This window comes from Methylosinus sp. Sm6 (assembly GCF_019802345.1).
Lineage (GTDB): Bacteria > Pseudomonadota > Alphaproteobacteria > Rhizobiales > Beijerinckiaceae > Methylosinus.
Map to the genome: position 1 here is coordinate 103,719 of NZ_JAINDZ010000013.1, position 19,986 is coordinate 123,704.

A 19,986-nucleotide genomic window follows, 5' to 3' on the forward strand; every position below is an offset into this window, starting at 1 on the left:
CGGCGCCGGGACATCGCGCGCCGCTTTTTGAGCGGCGTCGTCGCCCCGGGCGGACGAGAGATTTCGAGACATGATCGGACCAAGCGGCGAAAAGCGATCGTGCACGGCGCGGCCATGGCGTGAGCCGAGAGGGACACCGACATGCATGAATTGTCGAAGCAGGAATTTCAGATCGGCCTCACAATGTCCGGCGCCATATCCGCCGGCGCTTATACGGCCGGCGTCGTCGATTTTCTGATCGAGGCGCTGGAGGCCTGGGAAAAAGCGCGCGAAGCGAACACGGACGGAACGGTCCCGAACCATCGCGTCGGCATAAAGGTCATGTCCGGCGCCTCCGCCGGCGCGATCACCGCGGCGATCGGCGCCATCGCGCTCGTCGACGAGGCGAAAGCCGGCTCCTTCACGCATGACGGCTTCGTCTATCGCTACACGCTCCCGAAGCTCTACGAAGCCTGGGTCGTCAAGCCCACGCTCGACGCGGGCGACCCGAAGATTCAGGATTTCCTTTCTCTCGACGATATCGAGGCGCGTCCGCCCGAAACCGAGGACTTTTCGCGCACGAGCAGGACGCCCTATCCGGCGAAGAACGATCCTTTGCCCGTGGTCTCGCTGCTGAATTCGCGCCTGCTCGACGATATCGCCGCGGGCGCGATCAGCGTCGGCGAGGTGCGAGGCCCGCGTCCCTATGTGTCGGCGACGCTGCATGTCTATCTCACCCTGTCCAATCTTCGCGGCGTGCCTTGGAGCCTGCGCTTCGACGGCGGCGATTATCATATGATCTCGCATGGCGACCGCGCGCATTTCGTGCTGCAGGGCGCGGGCGCCTGGGCGACGAGCAGCGACTTCGCCGACAATGACACATCGCGCGCCGAGCTCGATCTCGCGACGATCCCCGATCCTGCGAATCGAAACGGATGGAAGGATTATGCCGTCTGCGCGCTCGGCTCCTCGGCGTTTCCCGTCGGGCTCGCGCCTCGCCTCATCGACGCTCCGCTGCCGCAGGATTATGCCGGCCGCCGCTATCCGAACAGCGACATCGCCGGGCTGAACAATCTCGCGCCGCAATGGCCGCCGGCGGTGGTGAAGGAGACGCCGTTCTGGTTCACCTGCGCGGACGGCGGCATCATCGACAATGATCCGTTCGAATATGCGCGCTTCACGCTGAAGAAGAAGGCGACCGACCAGCGCATTCTCTTCGATCTCCACAAGGCCGATCGCGCGGTGGTGATGATCTCGCCTTTTCCGGAGCCGAAGCCGATCCGCAACGAAGGCGAGCCGGCGATGGATATCGTCAGCCTGTTCAGATCGCTGATGCCTTCGCTGATCGATCAGGCGCGCTTCAAGCCGAGCGAGCTCGCCCTCGCCGTCGATCCCGATCACGGCAGCCGCTATCTCATCGGCCCGCGCCGCGTCGTCGACGGCAAGCCGCAACGCTATGGCATCGCCAGCGGGCTGCTCGGCGGCTTCGGCGGCTTCGTCGCCCGCGCCTTTCGCGATCACGATTATCAGCTCGGGCGGCGCAACTGCCAAAAATTTCTGATGACCGCATTCGCCGTTCCGGCCGATCACCCGATCGTGACGAGCTGGCCGCAGCAGCTGGACAAGACGCCGCTCGAGGCGCTGCCGGAAGCGAGCGACCGCGCCGACGCCATCTCCTATTGCCTCGTCCCGCTCTACGGCTCGGCGAAGGAAACCGTCGCGCTGCCGCCCTGGCCGCAGATCGCGCAAGCCGATCTCGACAGGCTGATGGAGCGCATCGGCGCCCGCTTCGATCGAATCGCGCCGCTGCTGGTGCAGCAGAATGTACGCGGCGTGCTCGGCCTTCTGCTCGGCTTCGTGCTGCTGCCCGGCGTCCGCAATCTGCCGGGACTCATCAAGGACAAGGCGCTGAGCTTCACGCGCCTCGCCATTCTCTCCGACCTCGTGCGCCGCGATCAGATCAGAGGCTGGGAGTTGCCGGGCGACATCGGCGTCGATCCGGACGATGCGCGTCTCGTCATCGGCGAGCTGCTCGATCCAGCCTATGACGAACGCAATGTCGAAGGCATTCGCAAGGCCGCGGCGCCGATGAGCCAAATGCTCGACGCGGCGGCGATCGAGCGCGTTCTCGATCGCCTGAAGACGGCGCGCGGCAAGCCCTACCAGGTGTGGGAGGCTCCTTGGAGAGACAAGGACGGCGGCCGTCTCTACACGCTCGTGAGCCGCCGGCCGGATATCGTCAGCCGCGCGCTCATTCAGCTCGGGGTCGGCTTCTTCAAGCCCACCGTCGACGCGCCGGGAATCTGAACAGCAGCGGCGCCCCGCCGCGCCTCGAGCGTCTCGAAGGCGCGACGCAAATGTCCATTGGCGGCGGCGAGCGCCGCCTCCGCCTCGGCGCGACCCCAGCCCTGCAGCAGAAGAAAGGCGAGCTTCACGCTGCCGCCGGCGTGGCGCAGAGCGTCGTCGATGTCCTCGGCGCCGCGGCCGGTCAGGCGCGCGAGAATCTTCTCGCTGCGGCGAATGAGCTTCTTGTTCGACGCCTGCACATCGACCATCAGGCCCTCATAGACGCGGCCGAGCAGTATCATCACCAAAGAGGAGAGCAGCAGCAGCGCGATGCGCTGCGCGGTTCCCGCCTTCATGCGCGTCGAGCCGGCGATCGCCTCGGGCCCGGTGTCGAGGAAGATCGCATGATCGGCTTCGGCGAGCAGAGGCGTGTCGCGATTATTGGCGACGCCGATGGTGAGCGCGCCCGCGCGCCTCGCCTCACGCAGACAGGCGAGAGTGAAGGGCGTCGTGCCGCTCGCGGCGAGCGCGATCAGCACATCGGGACGCCGCACCTCATGGCGGCGCATCAGCTCGGTCGCGCGCGCGCTCTCGTCCTCGGCGCCTTCCACCGCCTTCAGCAGCGCGTCCTCGCCGCCGGCGATGAGCAGCAATAAGCGCTCCGGCGGCCAGCCGAACGTCGGCGTCAGCTCGGCGCCGTCCTGCACGGCGAGCCGCCCCGAGGTTCCGGCGCCGACATAGACGAGGCGCCCGCCCTCGCCCAGTCGCCGCCCGATCGCGAGCGCCGCCTGTTCCAGAGACGAGCGCGCCGCCCGCACCGCGGCGACCGCGGCGAACTGCCCCTCGATCATCGCATCGAGGATGTCTCCCGGCTCCCATGCGTCGATGCGCGTGTAGCGTGGGCTCGGACGTTCCGTTTCCATGGCGCTTCTCCTCGAGCGCTATCCGATCCGATTGGATCGAATAGCGCTCCAGCATTCTTTCGTTCGAGCGAATTCTGATCGATCGAACGACTCCGTTCGATCGGAAAGCGGTCTTGCGACAAAGTTTTGGTCTGTGGCCGCGATTCGCAAGCGCGAGCCGAGGCTTTTGCGATTTGCATCTCGCGCGCCGTGCGCCATTGTGAGATAAGAAAGCGGCCGGGGGGCGCGCATGAGCAGAGCCGCCGATGACCACGCCAGACAATCAGATGGCCGCCGAAGCGCGCGAGGCGCCGAAAGCCGTGGCGCGACAGGAGCGTGCGCTCGCCGAGCCGCTCGCCCGTCTCGTCGCGCGTCTGCGCGAAAGAACGCCTCGGCTCGTGGTCACTTGCGCGCGCGGCAGCTCCGCCCATGCCGCGACCTTCGGCAAGCATATGATCGAACGTCATATCGGCCTGCCCGTCGCGGCCGCTGCGCCCAACATCGCCAGCGTCTATCATCGCGGCCTCGCCCTCGACGGGCAATTGTTCCTGGCGATCTCGCAATCGGGCGGCAGCAATGATCTCATCGAGCTCGCCGCCAGCGCGCGCGCGAGCGGGGCTGTGACCGCCTGCCTCGTCAATGAGACGCGCAGCGAGCTCGCCGCGCAATGCGAATTCGTGCTGCCGATGGAGGCCGGGCCCGAGATCGCCGTGCCGGCGACGAAGACGTTCATCGCATCGCTCGCGGCGCTGGCGCGGCTGGTCGCGCTGTGGTCGGCGGACGAAGCCGCGACGGCGGCGCTGACGCGCTTGCCGGAGCGCCTGGCGGCGGCGGCGCAGCTCGATTGGAGCGCCCTCGTCGGCGCCTTCTCGCGCGCCGACAGCCTCGTGACGATCGGCCGCGGACCGACGCTCGCCATTGCGCGCGAGGCGGCGCTGAAGCTGAAGGAAACGTCCAATTTACACGCCGAAGCCTTCAGCTCGGCGGAGTTCCTGCACGGGCCCGTGTCGCTGGTGTCGTCGCTCTATCCAGTGCTGATGTTCACGCCGCAGGACGAGGCCGCCCCCGGCATGCGCGCGCTCGCCGCCGATCTTCGCCACAAGGGCGCCGCGCTGTTTGCGACCGACCGGGAGAGCGACGCCACGGCGCATCTGCCGACACTCGCGCCCGACCATCCGGAGATCGACGCGATCTGCCTGATCCAGAGCTTTTACGGCGTCGTCGCGCGGCTCGCGGCGGCGCGCGGCGCCGATGTCGATCGGCCGCGCCATTTGCAGAAGGTGACGCGCACACGATGAGACGAAGCTTTGCGATCGCGGCGGATGTCGTCTTCGACGGAGAGACGGTTCGTCCTGGCTGCGCGGTGACGATCGAAGCGGGAATGATCGTTGCGCTCGCGCCGCGCGAAAAAGTCTCGGGAGTCGAAATCGTCGAGCTGCCCTCCGGCGCCTGGCTCGCGCCGGGCTTCATCGACATTCAAGTCAATGGCGGCGGCGATGTTCTGTTCAATGACGAGCCGACGTGCGAAGGCGTGGCGACGATCCTGCGCGCGCATCGCCAATTCGGCACGACATCGCTGCTGCCGACGCTCATCACCGACACCGACCAGAAAATGCGCGCCGCCGCGCGCGCGGTCGCCGAGAGCATGGGCCGCGAGCCGGGCGTGCTCGGCATTCATTTCGAAGGGCCCTTCCTCTCGCCGCAGCGGCTCGGCGTGCATCGCGGCGATCTCGTGCGGCGGCCGCAGCCGCATGATCTGTCGCTGGCGGCGCCGCCGCCCGGCGGAATCTCTCTCGTCACGCTCGCGCCCGAAGAGGCGCCGGAAGGCTTCATCGCGTCGCTCATTCGCACCGGCTGCAAGGTCGCGCTCGGCCACTCCATGGCGACCTATGAGCAGACGCGCGCGGCGATGCGCGAAGGGCTCACCGGCTTCACCCATTTGTTCAACGCCATGCGCCCGCTCGGCAGCCGCGAGGGCGGGCCGATCGCCGCCGCCCTCGAATCGGCGGATGCATGCTACGGCTTGATCGTCGACGGCGAGCATGTGCATCCAGCCATGCTGCGGCTCGCTTTGCGCGCCGGCCTCGGCCATCCGATGCTCGTCACCGACGCCATGCCGCCGGTCGGCGGAAGCGCGAGAACATTCGATCTGCAAGGCCGTCGCATTCTCGCGCGCGATGGACGCTGCGTGACGGAAGACGGGACTTTGGCGGGCGCCGCGCTCGACATGGCGAGCGCCGTGCGCAATTGCGTCGCGCTGCTGGGCCTGCCGCTGGAGCGCGCGCTCGCCCTCGCGTCGCGCGAGCCGGCGCATTTTCTGGGGATCGGCGACCGGCTCGGACGCATCGCGCCCGGCTTTCGGGCCGATCTCGTCGCATTCCGGCCGGAGACGGTCGACGTCGTCGAGACGTGGGTGGCGGGCGAGCGGTGACTCGCGCAACGATCAGCCGAAAACCATATTACGGCTTCAACCCGCGAATGCGATCGATCGACTCTTCGGCGTGAATGCGCATGAGCGCGTCCGTCTCGCAGGCCTCGCATAATTCATGCGCATAGCCGGCCGCCTGCGCCTGCTCGTCCAGCATATTATTGCCGATGAGCAAAAAATCCGCGCCGGCGCGCAGCGCGCGGCTGCAGGCTTCGCCGGTCGACATCAGCTTCTGCACGCCCTGCATCTGCAGATCGTCGGTCAGGATCGTCGCCTGCGGAGCGACGGCGCGCAGCTTGCCGACGGCAACGGAAGAGAGGCATACGGGCGTGTCCTTCTCCCATTGGCTCACGACGCCGTGGCTGAACAGAACCATCGGAATGCGATCGATCAGCCGTTCGAACACCGCGACCTGCGGCTCGGTCAGGCAGTCGGACAAATCCATCACATGATCATGCGGATTGACCCTGGCGCCGCCCGTGCCCGGAAAATGCTTCAGGCAAAGCTTCAGCGCGACCGAGCGCGCGACCTCGGCGAGCGTCGCCGCGCACTCCTCGACGATCGCCGGATCGGCGGAGAAGCTGCGCTGCGCGGAGCCGATGTCGGGACTGTCGGGATTGATGTCGAGATCGACGACCGGCGCGAGATTCACATCGATCCCGAGCTCGCGCAACTCGCGATAGGCCGGCCGCAAGACGGCGAGACGCTCGGCCACGCTCATGCGGCCGAGCATGCGCGCGCTCGGCAGCGGCGCAAAGCCGCGCTCCTCCTTGAGTCGACGCACCTTGCCGCCTTCCTGATCGATGAAGATCAAAGGCCCGCCGGGCAGCGCATGCAGATCGGCGCAGAGCGCTCTCACCTGCGCCGGATCGAAAATATTACGCTCGTATTTCTTATCGATGCAGTCATAGTCGAACAGGATGACGCCGCCGAGGCCGAAGTCATGCGCGAAATCGCGCAGCCATGCGGGGATTTGCGGGCTACGAAAGCCCAGCAGGAAAAGCTCTCCGATCGGCAGCGTCATGACGGACAGCTCCCTTTATGCGAGCGAAGGCTCGTGGTCCGGCATAAAAGCGCGCCGACCTCGACACGCAAATGGCGCGGCAGGGCGGGCGGTCAAATGCGGGGCGAGATAATTGCTGCGTTTTCGCCCGACCTCGACTATGAGTGTGGCCGCGCTCCAGAAACGAGGAAAGGCCATGAGCGAGCAGATCGCCGAAGCCGCGCCGCCGGCGCGCTATGCGATGGGCGCGCTGTTCGGCGTTTCCGCCGTCTGCGTCTGGGCGACCTGGATCGCGGTCACGCGGCTCGGCGTCACGACGACGCTCTCCGTCTATGATCTCACCATGCTGCGCTTCGGCGCGGCCGGCGCGCTGCTGGCGCCGGTGGTTCTGCGCAAGGGCCTCGCGCTCGAACGGCTCGGGCCGTGGGGCCTGTTGATGCTCGTCTGCGGCGCCGGCGCCCCTTACGTTCTGGTGGCGGCGAGCGGGCTGCGCCTCGCGCCCGCCGCTCACGCCGGCGCTCTGCTGCCCGGCGCCATGCCGATGTTCGTCGCGGCGCTCGCAGCCGTGCTGACCAGGGAGCGTTTCTCCGCGAGCCGTAAGCTCGGCTATGGGCTGATCGCCGCAGGCGTCGCGGCGATCGCGCTCGGAACGGCGCCGCTCGCCGACGGCGCGCTCGGCCATGTTCTGCTGCTCGGCGCCGCTTTCATCTGGGCCTGCTATACGATCGTGCTGCGCGCGGCGCGTCTCGATTCGCTGCATGCGGCGGCGCTGGTCGCGACCGGATCGCTGCTGCTCTATGGGCCGATCTATCTCGCGGCTTTTGGCGCGCGGGCGCTCGAGGCGCCGCTGCACGACGTTCTCTTCCAGACCTTGTTTCAGGGCGTGCTCGTCTCCATCGTCGCACTTTATTTTTTCGGCAAGGCGATCGAGCTGCTCGGCGCGTCCGCCGGAGCGGCCTTCGCGGCGCTGACGCCGCCCATGGCGGCGCTGCTCGCCGTGCCGATCCTCGGCGAGATCCCCTCTCTCGTCGAGCAGGCTGCGCTGCTCTGCGTCTCGCTCGGCGTCTATCTCGCGAGCGGCGGCCGGCTTCCGGACGTCCTGCCGCGCCGCGGACGCGACTGACGCGGAACGAGTCCGCGGGCCCCGGGCTATCCTCGGCTTCGTCCCGCGTCGCGCGCGTCAGCGAGCCGCGGCGGGACGCATGCGGAGGAGAAAGCGCCGGCAAAATCCAAAGCGCAGCAACAGGCCGCGGGGGCCGCGCTCGCCGCCAAGCGCGGCGAGATATCTCCGAGCGAGCTGAAAGGCGCGTCGAAATCCATGTACGAATCGATGAGCGAGGATCAGCTTCGCTGACTTCGCCGCGACGAAGCGCAAGGGCAAGCCCGAGCAATCGAGGGAAAGGATCGATTCGAGCTCGAATGGACGCAACCCGCTTGGGACAATCACGTAGATCGGCTATTCTCGCCGCGCTGTTTCGTTTCAGCCTATTCGTCGCCAGAAGGCGCAAGGTGATTTGGTGGCGCTCACACTCTCTCGCATCGAGGCGCTCGCGCCGGACCAGGCTTCGCTCGCCGCGGCGCGCAAGCTCCTGAAGCCGTCGAGCTGGCCGACTTTGGCGAGCGACGGACAGGGGCTCGTCTGGGGCGAGGCGCAGGGCTCCGGCTCGGCTCCCTATCGCGTCATCGTCTGCGAGACCGACGCCGGCTATAAATGCACCTGTCCGAGCCGAAAATTTCCCTGCAAACATTCGCTCGCGCTGATGTGGCTGCGCGTCGAGGGCAAGGCGAGCTTTGCGCCGGGCGAGGCGCCGCAATGGGTGCGCGACTGGACGGCGCGTCGACGCGGCCCCTCCGCCGAAGCCGCCGAGCAGCCCCCGCGCGAGGCATCGATCGCGAAGGCGATCGAAGAAGAAAGCGCCAGCGCGAAGGCCGATCCCGAGGCGGAGGCGCGCGCCGCCGCTCAGCGCGAGAAGAATCGCCAGGCGCGCGAGGCGGGCGTGCTCGCGGGGCTGGACGAGCTCGATGTCTGGCTGAAGGATCAGATCGAGCGCGGCCTCGCCGTCTTCGTCGCCGATGCGGCTTCGTCCTGCCGCAAGATGGCGCAGCGCCTCGTCGACGCCAAGGCGCCCGGCCTCGCGACGCGCCTCGACAGCCTGCCGGCGCGGCTCTTCAGACTGGCGGAGCCGCTGCGTCCGCAGGCCGCAGCCGAGGAGCTGGGGCTTTTTCATCTGCTCGCGGAAGCCTATCGACGGCAGGCGTCGCTCGATGCGCCGCTTCGCGACGACGTACGCCAATTGATCGGCTGGACGCAGACGCGCGAGGCCCTGCTCGCCGACGCCGGCGCGCTGCGGGTCGCGGATCGCTGGCGCGTGTTCCTCACGCGCGCCATCGTCCAGCCGGATCGGCTGCGGCGCGTAGAGACCTGGCTTTTGCGCGAGAGTGACGCGCAAGGGCCGCGTTTCGCGCTGCTGCTCGATTTCGTTCCGCTCTCCGGCGGCGGCAATGTTTCCGCCTATTCGACCGGAGACGGGTTCGAGGCCGAGCTCGTCTATTACGCCTCGCCCGCGCCGATGCGCGCGCTGGTGGCGCGCCAGATCGGGCCTTCGGCGCAGAGCCCCGCGGCGCCCCTTCCCGGGCAGTCGCTCGGACAGGCCTTCGAGACCTATCGCAGCGCGCTCGCCGCGCGGCCATGGCTCGATGTCTGGCCGATGGCCTTTCGCAATGCGCACGTCCGACGCGCCGCCTCCGGCGCCTTTCTCGTCGATGAGACGGACGCCGGCCTCGCTCTGCCGCTCGCCCCGGAGCTGGACGGCGCCGCGCCCGGCCTCGCCATGGCGTCGCGTCTCGACGGCGTCGGTCTCTGGGATGGGCGCGGATTTCTCCTCGCCGAGGCGAGCTCCGATCTCGGCCGATGGACACAGGCATGAAGCGCGCGGCCGTCTCCTCCCTGCTGCCCGGCTTCGTCGTCGGGACGTCGCGACGGACGCCGGATTATTCGCGGCTCGCCCTTCCACCCGCCGATCCGAAAGCCGATCTGAAAGCGCTGGCGCTGCTCGCCATGGCGCTGCGCTTCGCGCCGCCGCTTGCGCCGGATACTTTTTTCGCCGCGAGCCCACGCGATTCCGCACGGCGCCTCGTGACGCAGGAACAGCGCGCGCTGATGCTGCGTCTCTTCGCATCCGGAAAGCCGGCGCTCGCCCCGCAGGACGATCTCGCTTTCGCCGTCGCCCTGGCGCTGGAGCGCGCGCGCGTCGCGCCGCATCCGTTCGACTTTCATCGCTTGGAGCCGTTTCTGCGCACACATGCGGAACGGCTCGGCGCCGACGCGCTGGCCTTCATCGAGCGCGACAAGGCGGTCGAGGAGCGGCGCGGCTATTTCGATGCGGAGTTCGTCGTCGACGACAATTGGAACGACGCCGCGCCGGCCCGCCGCGTCGATTTTCTCGAGCGACGCCGCTCGAGCGATCCGCGACGCGCGCGCGAGCTGGCGGAAGCGGCTTGGCCGGGCGAATCCGCCGACATGCGCTTTCGGCTGCTGAAAGCCCTGCGCGTCGGGCTCTGCATCGAGGACCGCGCATTTCTGGAAGGGCTCGCCAAGGATCGCGCGCCCAAGGTGCGCGATCTCGCCGCGCGGCTTCTCGGCAAGCTCGCCGGCGCCGATCCGATGCTGGCCGAGGCGATGACGCGCGTGCGTGTCGGAAGCCAGGGGCTGCTGCGCAAGCGCCTCGCGCTGACGATGGAGCTGCCGGCGACGGTGGCCAAAGATGGTTGGCGCAACTGGGTGCGCGAAACCTTCGCCGAGATCGACATCGCCGATTTCGTCTCGGCGGTCGGCGCGACAGAAGAGGAAGCGGTGGAGGCGGCGAAGGGCGATGCGCCGCTGCTCGGCGCGATGCTGCTGATGGCTCTGCGCGCTCGCCGCTTCGACCTCATCCGCAAGATCGCGCCCCTCGGCGTCGATCCGCTCTGGCTGCTGATCGAGGATTTCTTCGCCGACAGTCTCGATCTTCCGCCGGAAGATCGGCAGGCCTTCGCCGCCGCCATCTTGCAGGCGGATGCGCCCAATGCTCGGGGCGCCGGACTTCTGACGCAGGCGATGAACCGGCTGCTGCGCATTCTCGAAGCCCCGCTCGCCGCGTCGACCTTCGACCATCTTTTGCAGATGGCGATGAAAGCCGATGCGCAAGCCGTCGATGCGGCGCTCTCGTCGCATCTCGTCGCTTTGGCGCCGGCCGAACGCCTTGCGCGCCTGCGCTCGCGTCTCGAGGCCGGCGCCTCGGACGCCGCCGCTCACACCCTCCTCGCGCTCGATCTTCTCGACAGTCTCGAAAGCGTTTCGACCCATGACAACTGACACGAACGAACAGAAATTGCGCCGAGCCGCCGAAGAGATTTTCGCGCAGGAGCTCGACGCGCTGCGCCGCGGCGACGACCGGCCCCGGCCCGAGAATTGGCTGATGTCGCCGCAAGCGGCGGTCACTTATCTCGTCGGCGGCAAGGCGAAAGACGGAACGCCGATCTCGGCCAAATATGTCGGCAATCGGCGCCTCGTCGAGACCGCCGTCGCGACGCTCGCGACCGATCGCGCGCTGCTGCTGCTCGGCCTGCCGGGCACGGCGAAATCATGGGTGTCGGAACATCTCGCGGCGGCCGTCTCCGGCACGTCGAAGCGGCTCATCCAATGCACCGCCGGCACGGATGAAAACCAAATTCGCTACGGCTGGAACTACGCCATGCTGCTCGCGCATGGTCCCTCGATGGACGCGCTCGTCAAGACGCCGTTGACGCGCGCCATGGAGGACGGGAGCATCCTTCGGCTCGAGGAGCTGACGCGCATGGGCTCCGACACACAGGACACGCTCATCACTGTCCTGTCGGAAAAGACGCTGCCGATCCCCGAGCTCGACACCTCCATCGACGCGCGGCGCGGCTTCAATGTCATCGCCACGGCCAATAATCGCGACAAGGGCGTCAATGAATTGTCCTCCGCCTTGAAGCGGCGCTTCAATGTCGTCGTGCTGCCGTCGCCCGCGACGCTCGAGGAGGAGACCGGCATCGTCGTCAAGCGCGTGCGCGAGACCGTTTCCACGCTCGGCCTGCCGCCGATCAAATCGCCGGATGCGGAGCTTTTGCGTATCGTCACCCTGTTTCGCGAATTGCGCGACGGCAGGACGCTGAACGGCAAGATCAAGCTGAAGACGCCCTCGGGCTCGCTCTCCACGGCGGAGGCGATCTCCGTCGGCGTCGGCGCCTGGGCCGAGGCGGCGCATTTCGGCAAGGGCGCGATGGCGCCCGAGCATATGGCCGCCAATCTCGTCGGCGCCGTCGTCAAGGATCCGGTACAGGACATGGTCGCGCTGCAGGAATATCTCGAAAATGTGATGCGCTCCCGCGACGGATGGGACGATCTCTATGGCGCGATCCGCGATGTGATCTGATACGAGTTCCAGTTGATCGGTTCTGGATGGTCGCGTCGCGATCGCCAATCCCTCACCCTGAGGAGCCCGCGCAAGCGGGCGTCTCGAAGGGTGGGCCGCAGCGCGCGCCCTCTCGAGCATCCTTCGAGACGCGCCCTTCGGGCGCTCCTCAGGATGGGGACGTGGGGTTTGCCTCGCGACGCATCGATCAGCCGGAAACAGCATGACTCCATGGATAGCTGACACGATGGATTCTCGCCTCCGCATTCTCGGCATTCGCCATCACGGGCCGGGCTCGGCGGCGCTGCTCGTCTCAGCGCTCGACGAGCTCGACCCCGCCGTCGTGCTGATCGAGGGCGCGCCGGAAGGCGAGGCGCTCGCGCCGCATGTCGGCGGCGACGCCTTGAAGCCGCCGGTCGCCATGCTGTTCTACGCGCCGGGCGAAGAGAAGCGCGCGATCTTCGCGCCTTTCGCGGAATTCTCGCCGGAATGGCAGGCGATGCGCTGGGCGCTCGCGCACGGCCGTCCGTTGCGCTTCATCGATTGGCCGGCGAGCGTCTCTCTCGCCGTCACGCAAGAGGAGAAGAATGCGGACGAGAATGCGGAGACGCCGCGCGCCGACCCGCTCGATCTTCTCGCGCAGGCGGCGGGCGTCGCCAATGGCGAAGCGCTGTGGAACGCGCTCGTCGAGGAGAGCGGCGGCGCCGGCGATCCGGTCGCCGCGTTCGCCGCCATCGGCGAAGCGATGACCGAGGCGCGCCGCCATGCGGAAGAGAGCGAGGCCGCGACCTCTCGCCGCGACGCGATCCGCGAAGCCTTCATGCGTCTTGCGATCCGCAAAGCGCTGCAAGATTTCGACGGCGTTGTCGTCGCGATCGTCGGCGCCTTTCATGTCGGCGGCCTCCGCGAAAAGGTTTCGCCCGCCACCGACAAGGCCGCGATCAAAGGCCTCGCGAAAGTCAAGGTCGAGGCAACCTGGGCGCCCTGGACCGACAGCCGTCTCGCCTTCGCGTCGGGCTATGGCGCCGGCGTCGTCTCGCCCGGCTGGTTTCGGCATCTCTGGCGCGCCTATCGCGACGAGACGTTCGAGCCCATGTGTTTCGCCGCCGGCTGGCAGGCGCGCACGGCGGCCTTGCTGCGCGCGGAGGGCTTCGCCGCCTCGCCTGCTTCCGCCATAGAGGCGGCGCGGCTCACACTGTCGCTCTGCGGGTTGCGCGATCTCGCGACGCCCGGCCTCGACGAGATGCACGAGGGCGCGCTCGCGGCGCTCTGCCATGGCGATCCGCTGCCGCTGCGCGTCGTCGAGCGGCGGCTCTATATCGGCGAGACAATCGGCGAGGTTTCCGGCGATGCGCAGCAGAACCCGCTCGCGCGCGATCTCGCGCTCTGGCAGAAGCGCGTGAGGCTGGAGCCCAAGGATATCGAGAGCGAGATACGTCTCGATCTGCGCACCGAAGCCGGCCTCGCGAAATCCACGCTGCTGCATCGGCTGCTTCTGCTCGGCGTCTCCTGGGGGACGCTCGTCGAGGCGGACGCCGGCCGCGGCACGTTTCGCGAAATCTGGCGCCTCTCCTGGCGTCCGGAATTCTCGGTCGCGCTCGCCGAAGCGCTGATCCATGGCGTCACCATAGAAGAGGCCGCCGGCGCCATCATCCGCGACCGCGCGGCGCGTTGCGCGCGCGTGATGGAGCTGGCCGAAATTGTCCACGCGAGCCTCGTCGCCGATCTGCCGGACGCCGCCGCTGAGGCGATTTCCGCGCTCCAGGCGCTCGCCGTCGACGCCAGCGATCTCACCGAATTGATGCTCGCCGTCGCGCCGCTCGCCGGCGTGCTGCGCTATGGCGTCGCGCGGCGGCTCCCCGAGGAGGCGTTGCGGGCGCTGGCGCATGCGCTCGCGGTGGAGATCAATGCGGGCGTGCGCATCGGCTCGCGCCAGCTCGCCGCCGATGTCGCCGCGACGCGCGTCGCCGCCATGCGCGGCTTCGACGAGGCGCTGGCGATCTTCGACGCGCCCGAGCTCGTCGCCGGCTGGCGCAGGGCGCTCACGCTGATCGTCGAGGACGAGCAGAGCGCGCCGGCCGTAGCGGGCTTCGCGCTTCGGCGCCTCCTCGATCTCGGCCTCCGGAGCGCGGACGCCGCCGCCGCATCCTTCGCGTGGCGCATGTCCGCCGCGCCATTGGAGGCCGGCGCCTTCCTCGAGAGCTTCATCGCCGGCGGCGCGGAAATTCTGCTTCAGGACGCGGCGCTGCTCGCGCTCGTCGACGCTTTCATCGTCGATCTCGACGACGACTCCTTTCTCGCAATGCTTCCCCTGCTGCGGCGCGCCTTCTCGGCCTTCGACAAAGCGGCGCGAGCGCGTCTCCTCGACGGCGTCGCGCAAGGGCGGCGCACGCTCTCGCATGCTCCGGCGCCGAAGCTGGAGGAGGATGATCCGGCCTTCGCGGCCGCTTTGCCCTTGTTGCTGCGCATTCTCGGACTCGAGGCCGCGTCATGACGGCGGACAAGGAACGCATGCGCCGCTGGCGCCTCGCCATCGGCGGCGAGGAGGCGGAGGCCGCGCTCGACGATGAGGATCAGCGCCTGTCGCGCGCGCTCGGCGCGCTCTATGAGAGCGCGGGGAACGGCAAGCGTCGCGGCGGGCTCGGCGCTTCGGCGCCGCGCGTCGCGCGCTGGATCGGCGACATTCGCGAGTTCTTTCCGGCCTCGGTCGTCGAGGTGATTCAGAAGGACGCCTTCGAGCGCCTCAACCTCAAAGCGCTGCTGATGGATCCCGAGTTCATCGCGACGCTGGAGCCCGATGTGCATCTCGTCGCCGATCTCATGTCGCTGCGCTCGGCCATGCCGGAAAAGGCGAAAGACTCCGCGCGCCTCGTCGTGCAACATGTGGTCGACGAGCTGATGCGGCGCCTCGCGCATAAAACGCTGGAGACGCTGCGCGGCGCGCTCGACCGGCAAAGGCGCACGCGGCGCCCCCGCGCGGCGGACATCGACTGGCCGCGAACCATCGGCGCCAATCTGCGCCATTATCAGCCGGAGCATCGCGCCATCGTGCCCGAGACGCTGATCGGCTTCGCGCGCCGGTCGAAGCAGCGCGCCGACATCGATCATGTGATCCTCTGCGTCGACCAGTCGGGCTCGATGGCGCCATCGGTCATCTATGCGTCGATCTTCGCGGCGGTGATGGCCTCTCTGCCGGCGGTGCGAACCTCGCTGGTCTGCTTCGATACAGCGATCGTCGATCTCACCGAGCAATTGGCCGATCCGGTCGATGTGCTGTTCGGCGTCCAGCTCGGCGGCGGCACCGACATCAATAAGGCGCTGGCCTATTGCGAAAGCCTCGTCGAGCAGCCGGCCAAGACGCATCTCGTTCTGATCAGCGATCTCTTCGAGGGCGGAAACGCGAAGGACATGATCGCGCGCGTCGCTGAGCTGAAGCAATCGGGCGTAAATGTCATCGTCCTGCTCGCTCTGTCGGATCTCGGCCGCCCCGGCTATGACGCCAATCACGCCGGGCTGATCGCCGCGCTCGACTGCCCGGTGTTCGCCTGCACGCCCGACCAGTTTCCCGACCTCATGGCGACGGCGCTCACCGGGCAGGACATCGGCGCCTGGGCCGCTGCGCATGACATCGCCACAGTGAGGGCGAGTCCGTCGTAAAATAGTAGCGGGTCTCGGCCTGGGAAACGTCGAACCTCTCCCGTCAGCGACGGCCGCGTCACTCCACGGCCAATCGCTCCGCCAATTCCGTCACATCGTCCCAATTCAAATAGTGGCGCCCTTCGACCGTCTCCACATGAACGCCGTCTGCAGCGACTGCGGCCGAGAACTCCACATCGCCTCCGACCGGGCTCAGATAGATAAAGTCGGCGCGCCGCCAGTCATAGGCCAGGGCGGTGAAATTGCGCGACAATGTCCGGCCCTCTTCGAGGGTCAGGTCGAAATAGACCCGCTCGCTCAGCATCATTCGTAGCATTTCGCCGAACAGCCGATGCGACACGCGTGCGACGAGCGGATAGTTCATCCGGCTTCGCTCATAGGGGAGCCGCCTCGCGTCGATCAGACAATACGAACCTCCTCGGGCTTCGCGATGAACTCCAGACGTTCGGCTCGATCGAAATCCGCGACCGGGACCTCGAAGACGAAACGGTTCGGATACCAGAAGCTGGCGTAGGGCAGGAACAGGCTGCTCGACGACAACAGGGCGCCCAATTGCTCGGCGCCCGCAAAGAGCGCCGCTTCGAAGCCGACCCCATTCGTCGGCGCCGCCGTATTGTCGCCGAACACCTCGAACTGGATGAAGAATTTGGCGGAAACGACCCCGGCCTCGTCGGTTTTGATCCCGATGACGCGAAGATCCTGGAAGCGGCGACCGATGGCGCCGTCCGTCAGAAGCTGCGGAAACTCGTGCGCGCGCCCCTTCTTGACCATGGTGGTGTCGACCAACGGGACGCCCAAATCGGCCAATCCGGTCGGTTTCGCGGGCGCCAATGTCACGACGGCGCGGGTTTCTTGCAATGAGGGCAAGACGAACTCCCTGTAGCTTTCGACGTTGGAAACCCGACCAAAGCTCGGGGTCCGATCCGCCTCAGGCATATTGCGGGCCAAATCATCGCGAATGGAATGCGCGCCGCAACCATTCTCTCGTCTCGATGCGGATCGTCGCGATCATGCCGGGCTCGAGCAGCAAGTCCGCATTGGGCGCCTCGACAATGATCCGATACGCTTCGGCGGCGCCGAGCCCTAATCTGGCGATTTGCGTCACTTTTCCCGAGAAGGCGCGTCCCGGGAGAGACGCGACGACAAAATCAGCGGGACTGCCGATCGTCGCCTCTGGCGTCCCGTCATGCAGAGTTGCGCTGATCGTCACGACGCCGGGGTCGGTCGAGATCAGGAACAGCGCCCTGGGCTCGCTCCCGATCATCCGACCGACCTCCGCGTCGCGAGCAACCACGGTCCCTCCGATCGGCGCGGCGATCTTCGTTCGCGCGAGATCGTCCTCCGCCTCGCGCAGCGCCGCTCGCCTCGAGGCGTAGGCGTCTTCATCCGACGCCAAGCGTTCTTGCGCCTGCTCGAGCGTCGCGATCGAACCGGCCCGTGTCCGGCCGCGCTTCAGCTGCATCCTCGCTCGCGCCAGAACGGCCTTCGCCTGCTCGAGCCGGCCGGCGGCGGCGGAAAGTTCCGCCCTGCTCTGCTCGACAATGGCCTGGTACGGCCGGGGATCGATCTCGGCGCAGATCCGGCCCGCTTCGACCCTGGTTCCGCGATCGCAATAGACCGCTCGAATCCGTCCCGAAACGCGCGCCTCGATCGGCGTCGCGCCGATCGCCGCGACGACGCCCTTCGCCTCGACGGATCGCGAGACGAGACTCCCATACAGCCAGAGGCTCGCCAGCATGATCGAGACAGCGAGCGTTCCGAAGGCCAGGCGCCGGCGCCATCGCGCGCCGCGCATCGTCTCCGAGACGCGATCGAGCGCCGAGGCCGCTCCCTCCGTTCTCGCTTTTTCGATTTCCCGAATTCGGCCCCGTCCGAGCGGCGGCGCAGCGGCCTGCTCGTAAATGTCCTCCTCCTGCGCATTATGCAGGCGCGCCAGCGCTTCGATCGACTCGATGATGCGCTGCCCGTCGCGGATCAGATATTTGTCCGGCTCGCTGTCGCGCAGCCCCTCCGACAGGCGCGCCAAAAGCCTCGCCTGGTGACGAATCTCGCGATGGGCGCGGCTCATGGCGCCGAGCGCCGCGCCGTCCGGGAGAAAGCTCGAAATGCGGGGATAGATGGCGTTTTCGTCCTCGCGCTCATGCGCGAGGATCGTCGCGCCGACGAGCCGATCGGCCTCGACAATGTAGTCGGCCGCGCGCTGCGGCGGCGCCTCGTCCAAGGCGTCGGCGATCTGCCGCAGGCGATCGAGGCATGCTTCGATCTTTTCATGCCCTTCCCGCAAGGCGCGCGCGGCGGTTTCCGGCATGGTCGTTCGGCGAAGCGCGACGCCCGGGCCGAGTGCCCGCAGCGCATTGAGGATCACGGCGATGTCGATCGCCTCCTGGATGAGCGCTCCGGCGACCGGGGTCACGAAGCCGAAAGCCGCGGCGCCCATCGTCACGCCGGACAGCGTCATTCCGACCACTATGCTTTGCACGGCGATAGCGCGGGTGCGACGCGCGATGGCCACCGCCTCCGGGACGCTGTCGATGCGGTCGACGAGAATGACGACGTCGGCGGCCTCCGAGGAGGCGCTGGCGCCGCGCGCGCCCATGGCGACCCCGACATCGGCGGCGGCCAAAGCGGGCGCGTCATTGATGCCGTCGCCCACCATCAGCGTCGGCGCGAGCCGCTGCTCCATCGCGACCGCGTCGACCTTGTCGGAGGGGACTCTGTCGGCGAGCACGGCGTCGAGATCGAGGGCCGCGCCGATCGTTTCGGCCGCATCCGGCCGATCGCCCGTCACCATGACGATCTTGGCGACGCCGATGTCGCGCAGGGCGCGAACCGCGCGCGGCGCTTCGCGGCGAAGCTCGTCGGCGAGCAGAAGCGCGGCGACAGGCCGTCCGTCCACGGATATGAAGACCGTGAGCGCCGAGCGCCAGGAGGCGCGACGCGCGGCGCGGACCGCCCAGTCGGCGACGGGCGCCCCCTGATGGACATAAGAGAGGGAACCGACCCGCAGGTCCCTCCCTTCGACATTGCCTTCGACTCCCGTACCGAGCGTCTCGCGGACGTTTCGAGGGGCCTGCAGCGCGAGGCCCTTCGCCGTCGCTGCGGAGACGATGGCGGCGGCGACGACGTGGTGAGACGCCTGCTCGAGCGAGGCGGCGAGCCTCAGCGCTTCATCGGGCGACGCATCCGGAGCCGTCTCGATCGCGACGAGCCGCGCGCCGCCGACCGTCAGCGTCCCGGTCTTGTCGAACATGACCGTGCTGGTTCGAGCGAGCGCCTCCAGAGGCCCGCCCCCTTTGATCAATATGCCCCGCCGCGCGGCCTGAGACGCGCCGGCGATGAACGCCGCCGGCGCGGCGAGGATCAAAGGACAGGGCGTCGCCGCGACCAGCACCGCGAGGCCGCGAACCGGGTCCTGCGCGAGCGCCCATGCGGCGCCGGCGAGCAGGAGCGTCGCGGGCAGGAGCAGCAGCGCATAGCGATCCGCCATCCGCATGAAGGGGGCCTTGGAGCTTTGCGCCGCCGTCACCAGAGCGACGATGCCGGCGTAAGTGCTTTCCCCCGCCAGCGCGGAGGCCTGCATCTCGAAGGCTTCGCCGGCGTTGACCGTTCCGCTCAGCACGGCTTCGCCGGCATGGCGAAGGACCGGCAGAGGCTCGCCCGTCACCGCCGATTCATCGAGCGAGGCTTCCGGGCCGGCGAGCTGGCCGTCCACCGGGACGACCTCGCCGGCGCGCACCAGCAGCGCATCGCCGACGCGAATCGCCTCGATGGGAACGTCCTCGATTGCTTCCGCCATGCGCCGATGGGCGGAGCGGGGCGCACGATCGACCAGCGATCTCAAGTCGCGCTCGGCGCGCCCGACGGCGAAATCCTCCAATACATTTCCGCCGGCGTACATGACGGCGACGATCACGCCGGCCAGCGTCTCGCCGAGCGCCAAGGCCGCCGCCATCGACAGAAAGGCGATGGCGTCGACGCCGGTTCGCCCCGCGCGAAGATCGCGAATGATCGCAAAGGCGAGGCTCGCCGCGACGGGAATCGCGCCTGCGCCCCAAATCCAATGCGCGTCGCCGGACCGGCCGGCGAAAGCAGCGACGAGGCCCGCCAGGAGAGAGGCGAGCGCAAATAGGATCAATGCCAGGCGCCGGATGCGCGCTTTCGCTGTCGGGCTCATCTCGTCCATGCCGAATGGGAAAGCGACGCAGGGCGATCGGGTGAAGAACTACATCCCTAACCCTCGTCCTGAGGAGCCCGCGAAGCGGGCGTCTCGAAGGACGGCAACGGGAAGAAACCTAAAGATTTCGCCCCACGGCC

14 protein-coding genes and 2 pseudogenes are annotated in these 19,986 nt (G+C 67.9%); 10 read left to right on the top strand and 6 right to left on the bottom strand.

The window, feature by feature from the left end:
• Nucleotides 1–141 precede the first annotated feature (141 nt).
• Entirely contained in the window at nt 142–2,286 is a 2,145-nt protein-coding gene (locus K3F48_RS10920; RefSeq protein WP_222575467.1) for a patatin-like phospholipase family protein, read from the top strand.
• Here the strand turns inward: K3F48_RS10920 and K3F48_RS10925 are convergent.
• Nucleotides 2,235–3,188: an N-acetylmuramic acid 6-phosphate etherase gene (locus tag K3F48_RS10925; RefSeq protein WP_222575468.1), complete on the bottom strand. Its 954-nt coding sequence runs from the start codon at nt 3,186–3,188 to the stop codon at nt 2,235–2,237. The genes K3F48_RS10920 and K3F48_RS10925 overlap by 52 nt on opposite strands.
• A gap of 245 nt (nt 3,189–3,433) precedes the next feature.
• On the opposite strand from K3F48_RS10925, the gene K3F48_RS10930 reads away from it, so the two are divergent.
• Complete coding sequence (locus K3F48_RS10930; RefSeq protein WP_222575469.1) at nt 3,434–4,465, top strand: SIS domain-containing protein; 1,032 nt, start codon at nt 3,434–3,436, stop codon at nt 4,463–4,465.
• Nucleotides 4,462–5,598, top strand: a complete 1,137-nt coding sequence (gene nagA / locus K3F48_RS10935) for an N-acetylglucosamine-6-phosphate deacetylase (RefSeq protein ID WP_222575470.1) — start codon at nt 4,462–4,464, stop codon at nt 5,596–5,598. Before K3F48_RS10930 ends, nagA begins: the two co-directional genes overlap by 4 nt.
• A gap of 28 nt (nt 5,599–5,626) precedes the next feature.
• Here the strand turns inward: nagA and K3F48_RS10940 are convergent, their stop codons facing one another.
• Nucleotides 5,627–6,619 carry a glycoside hydrolase family 3 N-terminal domain-containing protein gene (locus K3F48_RS10940; protein WP_222575471.1) on the bottom strand — a complete coding sequence of 331 codons (993 nt, stop codon included), beginning with the start codon at nt 6,617–6,619 and terminating at the stop codon, nt 5,627–5,629.
• 175 nt (nt 6,620–6,794) lie between these two features.
• Between K3F48_RS10940 and K3F48_RS10945 the strand changes: the two genes are divergently transcribed.
• The 7 genes and pseudogenes from K3F48_RS10945 to K3F48_RS10975 all read left to right on the top strand — a co-directional run bounded on the left by K3F48_RS10945 (nt 6,795) and on the right by K3F48_RS10975 (nt 15,672).
• Nucleotides 6,795–7,721, top strand: a complete 927-nt coding sequence (locus K3F48_RS10945; protein ID WP_222575472.1) for a DMT family transporter — start codon at nt 6,795–6,797, stop codon at nt 7,719–7,721.
• Nucleotides 7,722–7,817: 96 nt separating this feature from the next.
• Nucleotides 7,818–8,049, top strand: a pseudogene (locus K3F48_RS10950) (DUF3008 family protein); the annotation flags it as partial.
• A 66-nt stretch (nt 8,050–8,115) separates the two neighbouring features.
• Nucleotides 8,116–9,525: an SWIM zinc finger family protein gene (locus K3F48_RS10955; RefSeq protein ID WP_222575487.1), complete on the top strand. Its 1,410-nt coding sequence runs from the start codon at nt 8,116–8,118 to the stop codon at nt 9,523–9,525.
• A complete protein-coding gene (locus K3F48_RS10960) occupies nt 9,522–10,952 on the top strand; it encodes a DUF5691 domain-containing protein (RefSeq protein ID WP_222575473.1) in 1,431 nt (476 codons plus the stop codon). The genes K3F48_RS10955 and K3F48_RS10960 overlap by 4 nt, the downstream gene beginning before the upstream one ends.
• The gene (locus K3F48_RS10965; protein ID WP_222575474.1) at nt 10,942–12,036 is read left to right on the top strand and encodes an AAA family ATPase; all 1,095 of its coding nucleotides are present in this window, start codon (nt 10,942–10,944) and stop codon (nt 12,034–12,036) included. The genes K3F48_RS10960 and K3F48_RS10965 overlap by 11 nt, the downstream gene beginning before the upstream one ends.
• Before the next feature lie 226 nt (nt 12,037–12,262).
• A complete protein-coding gene (locus tag K3F48_RS10970) occupies nt 12,263–14,509 on the top strand; it encodes a DUF5682 family protein (protein WP_222575475.1) in 2,247 nt (748 codons plus the stop codon).
• Entirely contained in the window at nt 14,506–15,672 is a 1,167-nt protein-coding gene (locus K3F48_RS10975; RefSeq protein ID WP_222575476.1) for a VWA domain-containing protein, read from the top strand. The genes K3F48_RS10970 and K3F48_RS10975 overlap by 4 nt, the downstream gene beginning before the upstream one ends.
• Nucleotides 15,673–15,730: 58 nt before the next feature.
• Here the strand turns inward: K3F48_RS10975 and K3F48_RS10980 are convergent, their stop codons facing one another.
• From K3F48_RS10980 to K3F48_RS10990, 4 genes and pseudogenes are all read right to left on the bottom strand, one after another.
• Nucleotides 15,731–16,036, bottom strand: coding sequence for a hypothetical protein (locus K3F48_RS10980; RefSeq protein WP_222575477.1), 306 nt, complete (start codon nt 16,034–16,036; stop codon nt 15,731–15,733).
• Nucleotides 16,037–16,071: 35 nt separating this feature from the next.
• On the bottom strand, nt 16,072–16,539 hold the full coding sequence (locus K3F48_RS10985) for a hypothetical protein (protein ID WP_222575478.1): 468 nt from the start codon (nt 16,537–16,539) through the stop codon (nt 16,072–16,074).
• Between the two features lie 82 nt (nt 16,540–16,621).
• Nucleotides 16,622–17,467: an efflux RND transporter periplasmic adaptor subunit gene (locus tag K3F48_RS24315; RefSeq protein ID WP_370631402.1), complete on the bottom strand. Its 846-nt coding sequence runs from the start codon at nt 17,465–17,467 to the stop codon at nt 16,622–16,624.
• Nucleotides 17,468–17,554: 87 nt separating this feature from the next.
• Nucleotides 17,555–19,846, bottom strand: a pseudogene (locus tag K3F48_RS10990) (heavy metal translocating P-type ATPase); the annotation flags it as partial.
• Between the last annotated feature and the right edge of the window lie 140 nt (nt 19,847–19,986).

Coding starts and splice junctions, on each gene's coding strand:
- K3F48_RS24315 (WP_370631402.1), bottom strand. CDS start 17,467: ATGCGCGGCGCGCGATGGCGCCGGCGCCTGGCCTTCGGAACGCTCGCT.
- K3F48_RS10965 (WP_222575474.1), top strand. CDS start 10,942: ATGACAACTGACACGAACGAACAGAAATTGCGCCGAGCCGCCGAAGAG.
- nagA (WP_222575470.1), top strand. CDS start 4,462: ATGAGACGAAGCTTTGCGATCGCGGCGGATGTCGTCTTCGACGGAGAG.
- K3F48_RS10970 (WP_222575475.1), top strand. CDS start 12,263: ATGGATTCTCGCCTCCGCATTCTCGGCATTCGCCATCACGGGCCGGGC.
- K3F48_RS10945 (WP_222575472.1), top strand. CDS start 6,795: ATGAGCGAGCAGATCGCCGAAGCCGCGCCGCCGGCGCGCTATGCGATG.
- K3F48_RS10920 (WP_222575467.1), top strand. CDS start 142: ATGCATGAATTGTCGAAGCAGGAATTTCAGATCGGCCTCACAATGTCC.
- K3F48_RS10980 (WP_222575477.1), bottom strand. CDS start 16,036: ATGAACTATCCGCTCGTCGCACGCGTGTCGCATCGGCTGTTCGGCGAA.
- K3F48_RS10930 (WP_222575469.1), top strand. CDS start 3,434: ATGACCACGCCAGACAATCAGATGGCCGCCGAAGCGCGCGAGGCGCCG.
- K3F48_RS10975 (WP_222575476.1), top strand. CDS start 14,506: ATGACGGCGGACAAGGAACGCATGCGCCGCTGGCGCCTCGCCATCGGC.
- K3F48_RS10940 (WP_222575471.1), bottom strand. CDS start 6,619: ATGACGCTGCCGATCGGAGAGCTTTTCCTGCTGGGCTTTCGTAGCCCG.
- K3F48_RS10925 (WP_222575468.1), bottom strand. CDS start 3,188: ATGGAAACGGAACGTCCGAGCCCACGCTACACGCGCATCGACGCATGG.
- K3F48_RS10960 (WP_222575473.1), top strand. CDS start 9,522: ATGAAGCGCGCGGCCGTCTCCTCCCTGCTGCCCGGCTTCGTCGTCGGG.